Raw genomic sequence first — 13516 nt, 5'->3', positions numbered from 1 at the left:
GCCACAAAACACCGGCGCGGGGTGGAGCAGCCCGGTAGCTCGTCAGGCTCATAACCTGAAGGTCGTAGGTTCAAATCCTACCCCCGCAACCAAAAAATCCAAGCTAGAATCAATGACCTAGCCCCGCAAATCGCGGGGCCTTTTGCGTTGCGAAAACAACACTGGAAGCACTCTGGAAGCAGATGGAGCGCACTGAGAGGTGTGGCCAGCGCGCAACGAAAAACAAAAATGACAAAGACGAACGCGAAGGGGGCGATTGGGCGATGTTCCGGCCGATGGCCTGGCGGGACAGGTTGATGTTGCTGTTGGACAATCGCCGTTCCATCCGATAGGTCGCGTTGCTTTCGAAGAACTTCTGGGCCGCGGCCTCGACGATTAGGCCGGTCTCGACACCGCGCCCCCTCATGATGAATTTCTTCGCCTTGGCCGCCACGGGCTTGTTCTCTTTGCAGCGTTCATCGTGATTGCAGGCACAGGTATGATAGACGTCCTTGACAGATGGTAGGCCAAATGGTTCTCGCCGCCGCCAGTCCTGCCCATTGGCACAGGACGCTCGGGTCGATCGAAGACTATTGTCAACTGCGGCAGGTTGAGCCGCGCAGGGTACGGGCGTTGGGTTTGGGGCAGTGCGCAACCGATGCCGCTAACATCAATATGCTTGTCGTTGCCTCGATCTTCAGCGACGCCGCACCACCAGACAAGACATTCTCGAGCTTTCCAGAAAGGGCGGTTCAGCCGACTACGGGCGCCCGAACGGGTTTGTGCCATCCCGCCGCAGATCGGATTCGGTCTTTTCCCAAGGGATCGTGACGCTGCGGGCTGCGGGTGCTATTAACGGGGCCTTGCGCGTTGCCTTTGTAGGGCGGAGGCCCGAAACCGATGCAGTGGATCTTGCAGCACTTCGACGACATGGAGAAACTGGCTCACGCGCTTGACCGGTTGGGGATCGCCTATTCCTGGCACAAGGTCGTGCCCTTCGTCGGCGATCTGATCCCCGAGCCTGAGGTGCGCAACCCGAACGCGGTGGTGCTGTTCGGCGCCTATACGCTTTGGCGGTATGCCCGGGCCAAGGGACTCTCTCCGGGTGTGTTCACGATCCGCCCTTTCGTGGAAGAAACCGCTTGGGGCGCCTATCTGCTCAACGGGTCGGGCGCCAAATTCTGCACCGTGCGCGAGATCGCCGAGGGAGTGGGCGACGGGGCACAGGGCGATGGAAAATTGGGCGATGAAGGGCGGCTCTGGTTCATCCGCCCTGTCGCGGATGGCAAGGAACAGGCGGGCAAGGTCCGCCCCGCGTCCGAAATCCTCGAAATTGCCCGCAAGGTGATGACGCTCGACCCCGATGAAATCCCGCACGGCTCGCTGCGCCCTGAAACGCGGATGATGCTGACGCAACCGGTACGTATCTTGAAGGAATGGCGGATCTGGATCGTCGCAGGCGAGGTCGTCACCTTCTCGCTTTACAAGGAAGGCGACCGCGTGACCTATCGGCCCGAAATCGACGCGAATGCATTGGCTTTTGCCCAAGATCTTGCGCGGCTGAACCCGGGCTATGCGACGGCCTATGTCATGGATATCTGCCGCACCGAGACCAGCTTGAAACTGCTGGAAACGAACTGCATCAATGCCGCCGGGTTCTATGCGGCCGATGTGATGAAGCTGGCGGCGGCGATCGACGCGCTTGGCTGAGCGGTCCGGGGGCAAGATGGGTTTTGTCTTTCGACATCTGCTGCTGTTCTTTCTGCCGATCGCGCTGGCGGTTGGGCTTCACCTTGTCACCGCCCCGTTGCGGCGGTAGCTTTATCAGCAATCGGGCGTGTTTCTGCGCGATCTGTTTTCCAATGACCCGGAGCGTGTTCGGACCACGCTGGTGAACGTGGGCACTGGCGGCATCAGCCTGTCGGAGGGTCTTGACTGGGGCCTGAGCGCCGCTGTCGTGATCGGGTTTCTGGCCTTTTCACTGTTGATCCCGAAATCGGCCTCGTCACAGCGGGCCGTCAATTTTCTGACCACGCTTTGCGTCGGCTTCGGCTTTGCAAAACTCAATGGCGGTTTTGCCGGGCTGGATTGGGTTGAACTGGGCCTTTGTCTGGTCATCGGGCTGTGTCTGGCCGTTGTGGCGCTGACTCGGCGGCTGACATCGCTGGCCAAACCCGCCCGCTGAGCGCGCAGATCTTACAACTGGATATGGATGTGGTCGTCATGCCGGGCGGCGGCGCAGCCCTGAAAGCGGATCTTCGGCGCGCCGGATCCGAATTTCGCCGCCAGATGCGGTTCAAGGAAAATCTTGCCGATCCGCGGATCGCGCGACAAAAGCCGCAGCGCAAGGCGCATCCGTTCGGGTTCAGGGGCGTAATCGGGCCAGAGCGGTTGCAGCCAGGGCAGATCCCAGCGCAGCGTCGGAAAGCGCGGCGGGCAAGTGCTTTCCCCCGGCTCGAAGGCGAAATAGCCCAGGGGCGACCGGGTCTGCCCCGGCAGGTAGCGGCCTTGGTCCGCATAGTAAAACGCAAGATCAAGCTTGCGACCATCGCGGTGCGACAGATGCGGCAGCAGCGGAAATCCGTTCAGAAACGGGAAGTTGCCATCCAGCGCAAGGGTCACGGTGCCGGGATGGGCCCGGGCCATCTTTGCCGCCATGTCCGTGGCGGCGTCCCGCAGATCGTGGGCAACGTAATTGCGGTTCGCAAGGCAAAAGACCCAGGAGCGCATCACCAGCGGGCCATCGCCGTGGCAGGTGATCGGCACCCGCCCGAAAAGCGGCGCGATCATCAGCGCGCCCAGCCAAAGCCCGGCATAAAGAATCGCAAAGGCAAGGAACTTGCGGCGAAACAGACGGCTGATCAGCCACGCCAGCCCGCCCAGCTGCGTCAGCACCGTCAGAACAGCGGCCAGCGCCAGATGCAGGGCCACGCGTCCGATCCTCATGCGCCTTTGAGCCCGTTCGGCACCAGCGCCGTCTGCATCCAGTGCGTTTCGCTTTGCACATGGCCCGCGCGGACATATTTGCCCATCCGGCGCGGCATCTCGGCTTCGGGGAAGGCCGCTGCCACGCGCGCGACGAAGCCCTCCTGCCGGGCTAGATCAAGCCCCGCCGCGATGGTTTCAAAAAGTCCCGCCCGCCAAGGTCCGCGCCAGAGCGTCGGCACCGGGATGATGCCCAATTCCTCGAAGCGCAGCAGGGTCAGATCCCAGGGTTGCACCGCGTCGTCGAGGATCCAGGCAAAGCCCAGAAACCACGCGAGCAGCGCGTCGTAGCCCACCGAATGGCGCGCATAAAGGTTCTCGCCGACGATCCGCTCGCCTTCGGCCAGTAGCGGCGCGATGCCCGCGGCAAAGGCCTTGAGCCAGTCGCGCGAGGGGTGGTTGCGGCTGTCAGGGCTGCGCGCATGGCACCCCGCGCGCGCGGCGCATCACCTTGCTGCGGTCATTTTCTGAGAGCGGTATGGCGAAGAGATCTTCGTTCCAGCGCAACTCATCTTCAAAGTCTCCCGGCACCTTCGGAGACACGCCGTTCCGAATCGCACGGAGCGTGCGCAGGTGCCATTCGAAGCGACGCTTGATGGCGAGTTCGTCCTCGTTTGGATCGGCGAAGCGGGCATTGATGAACTTGATCTTCGTCATGGAGGTCCTTTCAGGCGCAGCGCGCCATGCCCTCGCGCAGAGGCTCTGCATGAGGGGGAAGTTGGAAAGAACCCGGCCGGATTGGCCCTGAGGGATGCCGAAAGCAGGGCTAGCCGTCAACGGCGCCCACCAAGGCGGGGCGCAACGACGATGCATCGAACGCTGCAAAACAACCAAATACGCAAGCCATTGATACAAAAAGAAACCACCGACTACAGCGCAGCCGATGGTCATTAATCCTGTGCCGGAATGGACAAATTACCCCGGAAATGGCCAAGATTTAGTGGGTCCTACAGACTTTTGGCCTATCGACCGCTCACCCGCACTTCGAATGGCCGCAATCGGCGCAGGTCATGCAGCCTTCGACTTTGCGCATCGCATAGGACCCACAAGAGGGGCATGCGGGGCCGCGGGGGGCTTCGCCGATGGTCATCACCTCAGCACGCGGATCGCTTTTCAGCCCCATTCCCTCGCCTGCAATGAAGCCGGTCGAGATGAGGTGGCGCTCAATCACGCCGCCAATGGCCGCCAAAATCGAGGGGATATACTGCCCCTGCATCCACGCCCCGCCGCGCGGGTCAAACACGGCTTTCAGCTCTTCCACGACAAAGCTCACGTCACCGCCACGCCGGAACACCGCCGAGATCATCCGCGTCAGCGCGACGGTCCAGGCGAAATGTTCCATGTTTTTGGAGTTGATGAAGACTTCAAACGGGCGACGGTGATCGCCCTGCACAATGTCGTTCACGGTGATGTAGATCGCATGCTCCGAGCCGGGCCATTTCAGCTTGTAGGTCGCGCCTTCCAGCGCGGCGGGCCGGCCCAGCGGTTCGGTCAGATAAACCACCTCGGCGCCTTTGTCGGCCTCTGGCGCTTTTTCCGAGTTTTCCGAAACTGTGAGAACGGAGCCGGTCACATCATTCGGGCGGTAGGTGGTGCAGCCTTTGCAGCCGCTTTCAAAGGCCGCCATATAAACGTCTTTGAACGCATCAAAGGAAATGTCTTCCGGGCAGTTGATCGTTTTCGAAATGCTCGAATCGATCCATTTCTGCGCGGCGGCCTGCATTTTCACATGGTCCATCGGCGCAAGCGTCTGCGCGTTGACGAAGTGATCGGGCAGCGGCGCATCGCCCTTCAGGTCGCGCCACATTTGCACGGCGTAATCGACCACTTCCTCTTCGGTGCGCGAACCGTCTTTTTGCAGCACCTTGCGGGTGTAGGCATAGGCGAAGACTGGCTCGATGCCGCTCGAGACATTGCCCGCGTAAAGCGAGATCGTGCCGGTGGGCGCGATTGAGGTCAAAAGCGCATTGCGAATACCGTGCGTGGCGATGGCGTCGCGCACGTCGTCATCCATCTGCATCATATTGCCGGAGGCGAGGTATTTCTCTGCGTCAAAGAGCGGGAAGGCCCCCTTCTCTTTCGCCATATCGACGGAGGCAAGGTAAGAGGCGCGGGCGATCAGCTTCATCCAAGCCTCGGTTTGCGCGGCAGCTTCATCGGAGCCGTAACGCAGGCCGAGCATCAGCAGCGCATCGGCAAGGCCCGTCACGCCAAGCCCAATGCGGCGCTTGTTGCGCGCTTCTTCGGCTTGTTGCGGCAGCGGGAAGCGCGAGGCATCCACCACATTGTCCATCATCCGCACAGCGGTGCGGACCAATTCATCAAGGGCGGTTTCATCCAAAGCCGCGGCTTCGGTGAACGGCGCAGACACCAGCCGCGCAAGATTGATCGAGCCCAGAAGGCAGGCACCATAGGGCGGCAGCGGTTGTTCGCCACAGGGGTTGGTGGCGCAGATCTGCTCAAGATAGTTGAGGTTGTTCATCGCGTTGATCCGGTCGATGAAAATCACCCCGGGTTCCGCGAAATCATAGGTGGCGCGCATGATCTTGTTCCACAGATCGCGCGCCTGAATGGTGTGGTAGACCTTGCCGCCGAAGGTCAGCTCCCACGGGCCATCGGCTTTGACCGCTTCCATGAAGGCATCGGTGATCAGCACCGAGAGGTTGAACATCCGCAGCCGGGCCGAATCTTGCTTGGCGGTGATGAAGCTTTCAATATCGGGGTGGTCACAGCGCATTGTCGCCATCATCGCGCCACGGCGCGAGCCCGCCGACATGATGGTGCGGCACATCGCATCCCAGACATCCATGAACGAAAGCGGGCCAGAGGCATCCGCCGCGACACCCTGCACCGCCGCCCCGCGCGGACGGATGGTAGAGAAATCATAGCCGATGCCGCCACCTTGCTGCATCGTCAGCGCGGCTTCTTTGAGCATGTCAAAAATGCCGCCCATCGAGTCGGGAACCGTGCCCATGACGAAGCAGTTGAAAAGCGTGACCGAGCGCCCGGTGCCCGCGCCGGCCAAAATCCGCCCCGCAGGCAGGAATTTGAAATCTTCGAGCGCAGCGTAGAAGCGCGGCTCCCAAGCGGAAGGATCGGTTTCGACCGAGGCCAGATCGCGTGCCACACGCCGCCAGCTGTCTTCGACAGAGGCGTCGATGGGGGCGCCATCTGCCTCTTTCAAACGATATTTCATGTCCCAGATCTGTTCAGCGATAGGGGCAGAAAAACGGCTCATCGGGGCATCCTCGGGGCGGCTTGGGGAACGGATAAGATAGAGTTTGGGGCCAAGTGGGTCAACGCGTTGCCCTTGGCGAGGGGCCCCTATATTGTGGATCGTCCGAAGGGGAAAGACGAAATGCCCGAAAACCATACCGAAGCGCTGCATATCCTCAAACTCTGTGTTGGGGCAGAAAGCGTTGAAGACCTGATCAACTGGCAAAAGGCGCATTTTGGCGCGGGTTCTGCGGTGCATGTCACGCGGATGTGGCCGAAACGCGCCGATGAGGTGCTGGCGGGGGGCTCGCTTTACTGGGTGATCAAAGGGGTGATTCTGGCGCGTCAGCAGATTTTGGATCTGCAACCCGTGACCGGGGCGGATGGCGTCACGCGCTGCGCCTTTGTGCTTGATAAAAACGTGATCCGCACCGAGGCCGTGCCGCGCCGCCCGTTCCAAGGCTGGCGCTATTTTCCGGGCACGGACGCGCCGCAAGATTTGCGCACCAGCACCGCGCGCGAAGAGCCCCTGCCGCGCGAATTGCAAACTATGCTGTCTGAGATCGGCCTACGTTAAGCCGCTAAACGTTTACGGCGGCCTTCCAGCAGCCATGCGGCGACGCTGAAGCCTGCGGCAAGCAAGAGCCACGCCCAACCGGGCAACAAGGCATCACGGCGAATATCGGTCACATCATACACCTCGCGCGGTGTGATGCCGATCCAGTCGCGACCAAAGGCAGGCCGCCCCGCGTTCACGCGCCGCAAGGCTGGAATGCCATCCTCTACCGCCTTTTCTGCACCGCCCGTGGCGGCCAGAACCACCGCCATGTCTTCGCCCGAAGCCACCGGGTTTTCAAATTCCTTCGGGCTGGCGGGGCCAAGCGCCACAACGCGCTCAAGGTCATCTTGGGTCAGCCGATAAAGCCCGGCGCTTGGGGCCTCCCAAAGCATCGCAAAGCGACCCGGCTCCACCTCTGGCAAGGTCAGGGTTTCGCTTTCCCCATCCGGCCCCGTAATCGTTAGCGGGCCAATGCTGTCTTGCATCGTGCGGCGCGTGATCGAAAGCGACAGTGTGCCCGGCTCCACCTCGGCCTGTAGCGCCTCTTCCTCCAGATCGGGTTCCTTCATCGCCCAATGGGCAATCCTGCGCAGAAGTTCGAGTTGCGGGCCTCCGCCTTCAAAACCGCGATCCCAGAGCCATGCGTGATCAGAGCCCAAAAGCGCCACGCGCCCCTCGCCCGCGCGCGACAGCACCAAGAGCGGACTGTCGTTGAGCCCCTTCATCACCACCTCGCCGGTGGGTTGGGCCAGCGCGATCTGGCGCAGCCAGCGGCCCCAATGCGGGGCGTCTTGGTCGCCTTCAACCGGCGGCGCCGCCTCAAGCCCCGCCGTCACCGGATGGCGCAGGCCAAGTTCGGTCGGACGCGGCAGGAACCCTTCGGAGAACACCCGCCCCGTGGGCCGTGCGGGCAAAATCGTGCCGAGCGGCGTTTGCCACAGGCTTTCCACCGTCGCAAATTCCGGCCCGGCAGAAACCAGAACCGCGCCGCCACGCTCTACATAAGCGCGGATATTTTCGAAATAGGCGGCTGGCAAAATGCCCCGCGCGGCATAGCGGTCAAAGATGATCAGATCGAACTGGTCGATCTTTTCCAAAAACAGTTCCTGCGTCGGGAAGGCGATCAGCGAAAGTTCGGAGACAGGCGTGCCATCATGTTTTTCGGTCGGGCGCAAAATGGTAAAATGCACCAAATCCACCCCGGCATCGGATTTCAGCAGGTTGCGCCATGTGCGCTCGCCCGCATGGGGCTGGCCCGAGACCAAAAGCACCCGCAACCTGTCCCGCACCCCGTTTATTTGCACCACGGCGGCATTGTTGCGCGTGGTCAATTCGCCCGGCGTTTCGGCCAAGGTGAATTGCACCACATTCTGCCCGCCATGCTCCAACACCAAGGGCAGTTCCAAATCTTGGCCCACCTCAACCGTATATTGCCGCGACTGCCCGCCATCGATGGCAATGGTCAGCATTGCCATTTGCCCAACCGAGGCAGGCACCGCGCCACTATCTTCGATCCGCAACCGGATTGTGGTTTCCTCGCCAATAATGCCAAAGGCGGGTGCAGTTTGAATGACCAACCGCCGGTCCCAATCCCGCGCGCGCCCGGTAAGCAGCAAATGCAGCGGTGCAGGCACATCAGGGAGCGCTTCGGGGTCGTGCAGCCGCCCATCGGAAACCACAACCACCCCCGCAACGCGCCCGCGCGGCTCTGCGGCGAGCGCTTCCGTCAGCGTCGCGCCCAGTAGCGTGCCTGCATTGCCCAGATCATCGGGCACGGTGGCGCGGCGCAGTTCAGTATTGGGGAGTACGGCAATTTCCGCCGCGATCCGGCGCAGGGCTGCATCGGTTTGATCTTCACGCCCCGGCAGCGTTTGTGAGGCTGACCGGTCATCGACCAACAGCACAATATCGGACAGTGGCGTCTCTTCCTCGGTCTGGATCGAGGGTTGTGCCAGTGCGCCAAAAAGCGCCAAGACCGCCAACCCACGCAAGGCCCAGCCATTCAAGCCCCGCCACAGTGCGAAAAGCAGTAGGAATGCTGCACACGTGGCGACCGCCGCCAAAACAGGCCAAGGCAACAGCGGCGCAAAGGTGAGTGTGCCGCCCATCATTGCCCCAGCCTTTCTAGCAGCGCAGGCACATGCACCTGATCGGATTTGTAATTGCCGGTCAGCACATGCATCACCAAATTCACCCCGAAACGATAGGCTATCTCGCGCTGCCGCTCACCTGCTGAGCCGCGCCCCACCGGGAAGGTCGGCTGCCCGGTTTCGCCAACGGCCCAAGCGGCGGCCCAGTCATTGCCGCCAATCACTACGGGCGTCACCCCGTCATTGAGGTTTCGAAATGGCATGCCCTCCGCCTGTTCGGCATCAAGCGGCGCGGCTTCCACCCAGATCGGCCCATCGTAACGCCCCGGCATGGTTTGCAGCAGATAAAACGCCCGCGTCAGCACATGGTCGGCCGGCAAAGGGGCAAGCGGCGGAATATCGAGCGGCGCGGCCAACGCTTGCAACCTTTGCCCTGCCTCGGTCGCGGTGCCAAAGCCCGAAAGATCGGCATCGCGGGTATCAAATAAGATCATCCCACCGCCACGCAAAAAGCGATTTAGCTTGGCATATCCCGCAGGCGAGGGGCTGGGCGAGGCGGCGTTGATCGGCCAATAAATCAGTGTGAAAAGCGCCAGATCATCACTTTCCAAATCGACGGCCATCGGGGCCGAAGGCTCCACTGTGGTGCGCCGGGTCAGAATTTGGCTCAAACCCCGCAGCCCCGCGTTTGAGATATCATCCATCTGCGCATCGCCCGAGGGCATATAGGCCAGCACAACATTATCAGCGGCAGCAATCGCGCGGGCCTCGTCCATCGCTTCCTGCGCGGGACTATCTATCGGCGCAAGGCCAAGCGCCAGCGCAACAAGCACCGCCACCCGCGCACCGCGCAACCGTCCAGACAGGGAGAGCGTGGCGAGCGCATCAAGCAACAGGGCGAGCAGCGCGGCCAGAAGAAGCGGTGCTTGCAGCGCGGTTTGGCGTGCGCTGCCCTCGGCCTCCAGCACCACATTTGCGGGCCAAGTGGCGGGCGCAAGCTGGCGCCCCGGCGGCAAAGCGTTTAGCGCCAAAACCCGCCCCTCGGCCCCATAAAGCCCCGGCGGCAGGTCGGGGCCGGGTGGCCCCTCGGCCAAATCCTCCCCCTTCACGCCCGCCGCCGCCTCGGTGGTGGAGAGCGCCCCAAACCCATCAAGCCGTTTGAGCGGCGTGAATATCTGCCCGGCCAAATCTTCTGCCGATGGGGCGACCGGACGCGCCAACACCGAAAGCCGCTCCAGCATTTGCGGAAAAAGGCCCGAAAGCGGGAGGTTCGACCATTCGGCATTGGCCGTAACGTGGAACAAAACAATCTCGCCCTGCCCAAAGGCCGAACGCGTCACCAGCGGCGTGCCATCGGCGAGCGCGGCAATCGTATGCGCGCCAAGGTCGGGGCCGGGCTCTGCCATTACCTGTTCGCGCACCGTGACCTCTTCGGGGACAACCAACCCCGAAAAGGGGGAGCCCTCGGCAAAAGGGGCAATTCGGCGCGGCTCACCCCAACTCATGGTGCCGCCGATGGAGCGCCCGCCCTGACGCAGAGAGACAGGCAAGAGAGAGTTATTGGTGATATCCGAGGCTGCAAGGCGCGGCCCGGCAAAGCGGATCAAGAGCCCCCCCTCTTCCAACCATTCGGCGACACGATCCGCCTCGGCCACATCGCCGATATCGGCGAGAATGATCACATCGGGTTTCGTCAAAAGCGCGTCTGACAGCGTCGCCTCGATCAAATCCGCGCTCGGGGCGAGGGCTTGGCGCAGGTAATGGGTGGGGGCGAGCAGTTCGAGCCCTTCGCGCGCGGTAGAGCCGGAAATCAGCGCGACCTTGCGGCGCTTTTGCGCATCGTCGGTAAGGCTTACCGCCCCGGCGCTGCGTTGGCCCGCAATCTCAAACCGGCTGATGCGGTTGCGCAATTCGGGCGGCAAAGCAACGAGCGCCTCGCCTGTGCCGTCGGCCTGAACACCCACGTCAACCCGCGCCAGCTCGCGCTCTGCCCCCGATGGGTCGGTGCCATAGGCCACCACTTCCAGCGGTTGGGTGATTGGCGTGCTGGCCAAAAGCGGCACGCGCAATTGCGTGCCCTCCACCGCCGCCGCGCCCAGTGCCAAAACCGGCGTGCCGGGTTGCCAGACCTTGACCATGCCGCGCTGCGTAACCGCGCGCAACAACGCGCCCCGGCCCATGCGGTTCAGCCCGTCGGAAAGCCACAGCGTGTCAAAGTTTCCCTCAGGCAAAAAGCTTTCCGGCGCGGTCTCAATCGCGGGTTCCCAAGGCTGCGGTTTCACCCCGGCCAAGCTGCGGCGCAGATCTGCTGCCTCAGCAAAGGGGGGCGGCGCGGGCGGTGGGTCGGAAAGGTTCACCAAAGCCACCGGACGCCCGGCTGCGGCCGCCTCATCCAAGGCGCGGGTCATCCGCTCCACCCGGCGCGGCCAATCGCGCGCCGAGGCCCAACTGCCATCCACCAAGATCAAAAGCGGGCCGCGGGCGGTTTGCACGGGCTCGGGGTTGAGCACCGGACCCGCAAAGCCAATGATTGCCGCCGCTAAGGCAAGCATCCGCAAGGCCAAAAGCCACCACGGCGTGCGTTCGGCCTGTGTCTCTTCATCGGGCAGGCCCAAAAGCAGAACAACGCCGGGAAAGCGGCGCTTGATAGGCGCAGGCGGCACCGCGCGCAACAGCCACCATAGCGCGGGCAGCGCGGCCAAGCCCAAAAGCAACCAAGGGGCGGTGAAGCCCAAGGGGCCAAGCGCCATCATCGCCAAGCCCCCCCAAGCGCGCCATGCAGCCACAAAAGCGCCGATTGCGCGGGGGCGCCGGTGTGATGGGTGGAAAAGGCCCAGCCCGCGCGGGCGGCAAGCGTTTCTAATCTGTCGCGCCGTTCGGCCAAGCGTTCGCGGTAGCGCGCGCGCAGCCCCGCCGCCTCGCGGGTTTCAAACCGCACTGCGCCGGCCATCGAGGTGAAGATCGTGCGCCCGTCAAAGGGGAAGTCTTCCTCTGCCGGGTCCAAAACCTGCAAGAGTGCGCCTTTTACCCCATGCTCGGCCACACCCGTGAGCGCCGCTTCAATCGCGGCTGGATCACCTAGAAAATCGGAAATCAGCACCACCTCAGACTGCGGCGCGACGGCGCTCAGATCGGGCGTGCCGTAATCCGCCTCACTCGACTGCGCGGTGAGTGCTTGCGCCAAGGTCAGCAAATGCGCCTTGCCGGGGCGCGGCGGGGCAAGCGGGCTTGCAAGCCCTACGCGTTCGCCAGCTCGCAAGGCCGAGATGCCGAGTGCCAGTGCCAACACCTGCGCCCGGTCGCGTTTTTCGGGCCGGGCAGCACGGCCCGTGGCTGCACCGGTGAAGCGCATCGAATTGGCCGGATCGACCCAAAGATGCAGCGATTGCGCGTTTTGCATCTCGCGCTCGCGGATGAATTGCGTGTCTGACCGGGCCGAGCGGCGCCAATCCACAAACCGCGCGGCGTCGCCCGAATGGGCGGGGCGGTATTGCCAGAATTCCTCGCCCGCACCCGCGCGGCGGCGGCCATGCCCGCCCATCTGCACCGTATTGGCCAAATGCTCTGCCGCGATCAGCAAGGCGGGCAGCGCGGCGGCCTCTGTCTCGGCGGCACGGCGCAGATCGCGCGCCGCCGCGTCCTGCACCGGGTCGCTCACGCAGCATCCTCGGCGGCATCGCCGAGCACTTCGGTGACGATCCGCGCGATGATGGCAGACAGCGTTTCGCCGCGTGCCCGGGCCGCGAAGGTCAACGCCATGCGGTGGCTGAGCACGGGCCGCGCCAGCGCCGCCACATCGGCAACCGAGGGGGCCAAACGGCCATTCAGGAGCGCGCGCGCCCGCACGGTGAGCATCAGCGCCTGCGCCGCGCGCGGCCCCGGCCCCCAAGCCAAGGCATCGCGGGCGATGGTGCGGGCCTCTGGCTCGCCGGGGCGACAAGCGCGCACCAGATCAAGGATCGCTTCCACAACGGTATCGCCCACCGGCATCCGCCGCACCAAAGCTTGTGCGGCGATCAATTCCTCGGCGGTAAACACCTGCACGGCTTCGGCGCTTTCCACGCCTGTGGTGGCGAGCAAAATATCACGCTCGGTGGCGCGGGTCGGATATTCGACATCCACCTGCACCAAGAACCGGTCCAGCTGCGCCTCGGGCAGCGGATAGGTGCCTTCTTGTTCAATCGGGTTTTGCGTCGCGAGCACATGGAAGGGCGGGCCCAGCGGGCGATGCACCCCGGCTACCGTCACCTCGCGTTCTTGCATCGCCTGCAAAAGGGCTGATTGCGTGCGGGGGCTAGCACGGTTGATCTCATCCGCCATCAAAAGCTGACAAAAGATCGGCCCTTCCAAAAAGCGAAACGCGCGGCTGCCATCGGCGGCGGTTTCAAGCACTTCAGAGCCCAAAATATCGGCGGGCATCAGGTCGGGCGTGAATTGGATGCGGCTTGGCGCAAGGCCCATAACGGTGGCAAGCGTATCCACCAGCATGGTTTTGCCCAGACCCGGCAGGCCCACCAGCAGCGCATGCCCGCCCGACAGCATCGCGGCGAGCGTCAGCTCAACCACCCGTTCCTGCCCAATAAAACGGCGGTTGACCGAGGCACGGGCCATGGCCAGCTTCGTGCCGAGGTGGTCAATGTCGGCGACGAGGGTTTCGGTCTCACTCATGACAGGGCTCCGATTGCGC

General features: G+C 63.1%; 12 protein-coding genes, 1 tRNA gene and 1 pseudogene. 4 read left to right on the top strand and 10 right to left on the bottom strand.

All coding sequences use genetic code 11. The features are described 5' to 3' along the window. Positions 1–15: 15 nt before the first annotated feature. Positions 16–92, top strand: a tRNA-Met gene (locus BW967_RS17575). Positions 93–109: 17 nt separating this feature from the next. Here the strand turns inward: BW967_RS17575 and BW967_RS17570 are convergent. Both BW967_RS17570 and BW967_RS19110 read right to left on the bottom strand, forming a co-directional pair. Continuing rightward, positions 110–433 carry a hypothetical protein gene (locus BW967_RS17570; protein WP_139327860.1) on the bottom strand — a complete coding sequence of 108 codons (324 nt, stop codon included), beginning with the start codon at positions 431–433 and terminating at the stop codon, positions 110–112. After that, the gene (locus BW967_RS19110) at positions 403–768 is read right to left on the bottom strand and encodes a DUF3732 domain-containing protein (RefSeq protein WP_076486397.1); all 366 of its coding nucleotides are present in this window, start codon (positions 766–768) and stop codon (positions 403–405) included. Before BW967_RS19110 ends, BW967_RS17570 begins: the two co-directional genes overlap by 31 nt. 111 nt (positions 769–879) lie before the next feature. On the opposite strand from BW967_RS19110, the gene BW967_RS17560 reads away from it, so the two are divergent. After that, a complete protein-coding gene (locus BW967_RS17560; RefSeq protein ID WP_076486396.1) occupies positions 880–1689 on the top strand; it encodes an ATP-grasp domain-containing protein in 810 nt (269 codons plus the stop codon). Positions 1690–1816: 127 nt separating this feature from the next. Next, positions 1817–2164, top strand: coding sequence for a hypothetical protein (locus BW967_RS17555; protein ID WP_245826618.1), 348 nt, complete (start codon positions 1817–1819; stop codon positions 2162–2164). An 11-nt stretch (positions 2165–2175) separates the two neighbouring features. Here BW967_RS17555 and BW967_RS17550 read toward each other — a convergent pair whose 3' ends face one another. The 4 genes and pseudogenes from BW967_RS17550 to BW967_RS17535 all read right to left on the bottom strand — a co-directional run bounded on the left by BW967_RS17550 (position 2176) and on the right by BW967_RS17535 (position 6202). Next, on the bottom strand, positions 2176–2910 hold the full coding sequence (locus tag BW967_RS17550) for a hypothetical protein (RefSeq protein WP_245826617.1): 735 nt from the start codon (positions 2908–2910) through the stop codon (positions 2176–2178). Between the two features lie 11 nt (positions 2911–2921). Further along, a pseudogene (locus BW967_RS17545) lies at positions 2922–3338 on the bottom strand (RNA ligase family protein); the annotation flags it as partial. Between the two features lie 34 nt (positions 3339–3372). Then, on the bottom strand, positions 3373–3621 hold the full coding sequence (locus tag BW967_RS17540; protein ID WP_076486394.1) for a hypothetical protein: 249 nt from the start codon (positions 3619–3621) through the stop codon (positions 3373–3375). Positions 3622–3937: 316 nt separating this feature from the next. Continuing rightward, positions 3938–6202, bottom strand: coding sequence for an adenosylcobalamin-dependent ribonucleoside-diphosphate reductase (locus BW967_RS17535; protein WP_076486393.1), 2265 nt, complete (start codon positions 6200–6202; stop codon positions 3938–3940). Between the two features lie 120 nt (positions 6203–6322). On the opposite strand from BW967_RS17535, the gene BW967_RS17530 reads away from it, so the two are divergent. After that, a complete protein-coding gene (locus BW967_RS17530) occupies positions 6323–6757 on the top strand; it encodes a DUF1489 family protein (protein ID WP_076486392.1) in 435 nt (144 codons plus the stop codon). Here the strand turns inward: BW967_RS17530 and BW967_RS17525 are convergent. The 4 genes from BW967_RS17525 to BW967_RS17510 are packed head-to-tail and all read right to left on the bottom strand — an operon-like array spanning position 6754 to position 13497. Then, the gene (locus tag BW967_RS17525; RefSeq protein WP_076486403.1) at positions 6754–8847 is read right to left on the bottom strand and encodes a hypothetical protein; all 2094 of its coding nucleotides are present in this window, start codon (positions 8845–8847) and stop codon (positions 6754–6756) included. The genes BW967_RS17530 and BW967_RS17525 overlap by 4 nt on opposite strands. Continuing rightward, positions 8847–11582 (bottom strand): DUF4159 domain-containing protein, encoded by a 2736-nt coding sequence (locus BW967_RS17520; protein ID WP_076486391.1) that lies wholly within the window; start codon positions 11580–11582, stop codon positions 8847–8849. The genes BW967_RS17525 and BW967_RS17520 overlap by 1 nt, the downstream gene beginning before the upstream one ends. Next, entirely contained in the window at positions 11579–12487 is a 909-nt protein-coding gene (locus tag BW967_RS17515) for a DUF58 domain-containing protein (RefSeq protein WP_083952308.1), read from the bottom strand. Before BW967_RS17515 ends, BW967_RS17520 begins: the two co-directional genes overlap by 4 nt. After that, positions 12484–13497, bottom strand: a complete 1014-nt coding sequence (locus BW967_RS17510) for an AAA family ATPase (RefSeq protein WP_076486390.1) — start codon at positions 13495–13497, stop codon at positions 12484–12486. The genes BW967_RS17515 and BW967_RS17510 overlap by 4 nt, the downstream gene beginning before the upstream one ends. Between the last annotated feature and the right edge of the window lie 19 nt (positions 13498–13516).

The organism is Rhodobacter aestuarii (assembly GCF_900156655.1).
GTDB classification, from domain to species: Bacteria; Pseudomonadota; Alphaproteobacteria; order Rhodobacterales; family Rhodobacteraceae; genus Rhodobacter; species Rhodobacter aestuarii.
Note: the sequence above shows the minus strand (reverse complement) of the source record. Positions and strands in the feature narration are given on the sequence as shown.

Excerpts from the sequence above, each read along its gene's own strand:
- BW967_RS17530 (WP_076486392.1), top strand. The coding sequence starts at position 6,323 with ATGCCCGAAAACCATACCGAAGCGCTGCATATCCTCAAACTCTGTGTT.
- BW967_RS17560 (WP_076486396.1), top strand. The coding sequence starts at position 880 with ATGCAGTGGATCTTGCAGCACTTCGACGACATGGAGAAACTGGCTCAC.
- BW967_RS17525 (WP_076486403.1), bottom strand. The coding sequence starts at position 8,847 with ATGGGCGGCACACTCACCTTTGCGCCGCTGTTGCCTTGGCCTGTTTTG.
- BW967_RS19110 (WP_076486397.1), bottom strand. The coding sequence starts at position 768 with ATGGCACAAACCCGTTCGGGCGCCCGTAGTCGGCTGAACCGCCCTTTC.
- BW967_RS17520 (WP_076486391.1), bottom strand. The coding sequence starts at position 11,582 with ATGATGGCGCTTGGCCCCTTGGGCTTCACCGCCCCTTGGTTGCTTTTG.
- BW967_RS17510 (WP_076486390.1), bottom strand. The coding sequence starts at position 13,497 with ATGAGTGAGACCGAAACCCTCGTCGCCGACATTGACCACCTCGGCACG.
- BW967_RS17535 (WP_076486393.1), bottom strand. The coding sequence starts at position 6,202 with ATGAGCCGTTTTTCTGCCCCTATCGCTGAACAGATCTGGGACATGAAA.
- BW967_RS17540 (WP_076486394.1), bottom strand. The coding sequence starts at position 3,621 with ATGACGAAGATCAAGTTCATCAATGCCCGCTTCGCCGATCCAAACGAG.